The following is a 529-nucleotide window of genomic DNA, read 5'->3' on the forward strand; positions in this document are numbered from 1 at the left end:
CCCGGCCCAGACCCGGCAGAGATCCGTAGACCACCGCTCGTTGGGGGCTTGGGCCACCGAGGGCACTGCCTCGATCCTGGGTCGCATCCCGATCTGGCGCTTTCGGACCTGCCAGCCCTTGATCTGGAAGATGCGCTGGACCGTGTTCTTGTTGAAGCCCAGCAGCCAGGCCACGGTGCGGTAGCCGAAGGACGGTTCCTTCTCGATCATGGCCTTGATCGGGTCCGCGAAGCGGGCATCGACCCTCGGCGCCGCCTTGGTTGGCTTGTAATACACCGTCCGCCGCGGCACGCCGAACCATGCGCAGAGCTTGGTCAGCGGCACCGTGATCCCGTCCGCCAGAAGGCCCTCATGGAGCGTACGGATCAATTGCCGTCCTCCCGCTCCATGAGGGCCGCCAGCTTTTTTCTGGCCCGCAGCTCCAGCATCGCCTCGCCATAGGCTTCCTGAAGGTCCTTCAGCTGCTTCTCATATTGCTCGCGGATGTCGAGCGGATTAGCGCGGAGCGCATTCTCCATACCCCTCTTGG

General features: G+C 64.1%; 1 pseudogene. It reads right to left on the reverse strand.

The features are described 5' to 3' along the window. Positions 1–369, reverse strand: a pseudogene (locus CKO11_RS17355) (IS3 family transposase); the annotation flags it as partial. Positions 370–529: the final 160 nt, after the last annotated feature.

This window comes from Rhodobacter sp. TJ_12 (assembly GCF_020023995.1).
Classification (GTDB): domain Bacteria; phylum Pseudomonadota; class Alphaproteobacteria; order Rhodobacterales; family Rhodobacteraceae; genus Rhodobacter.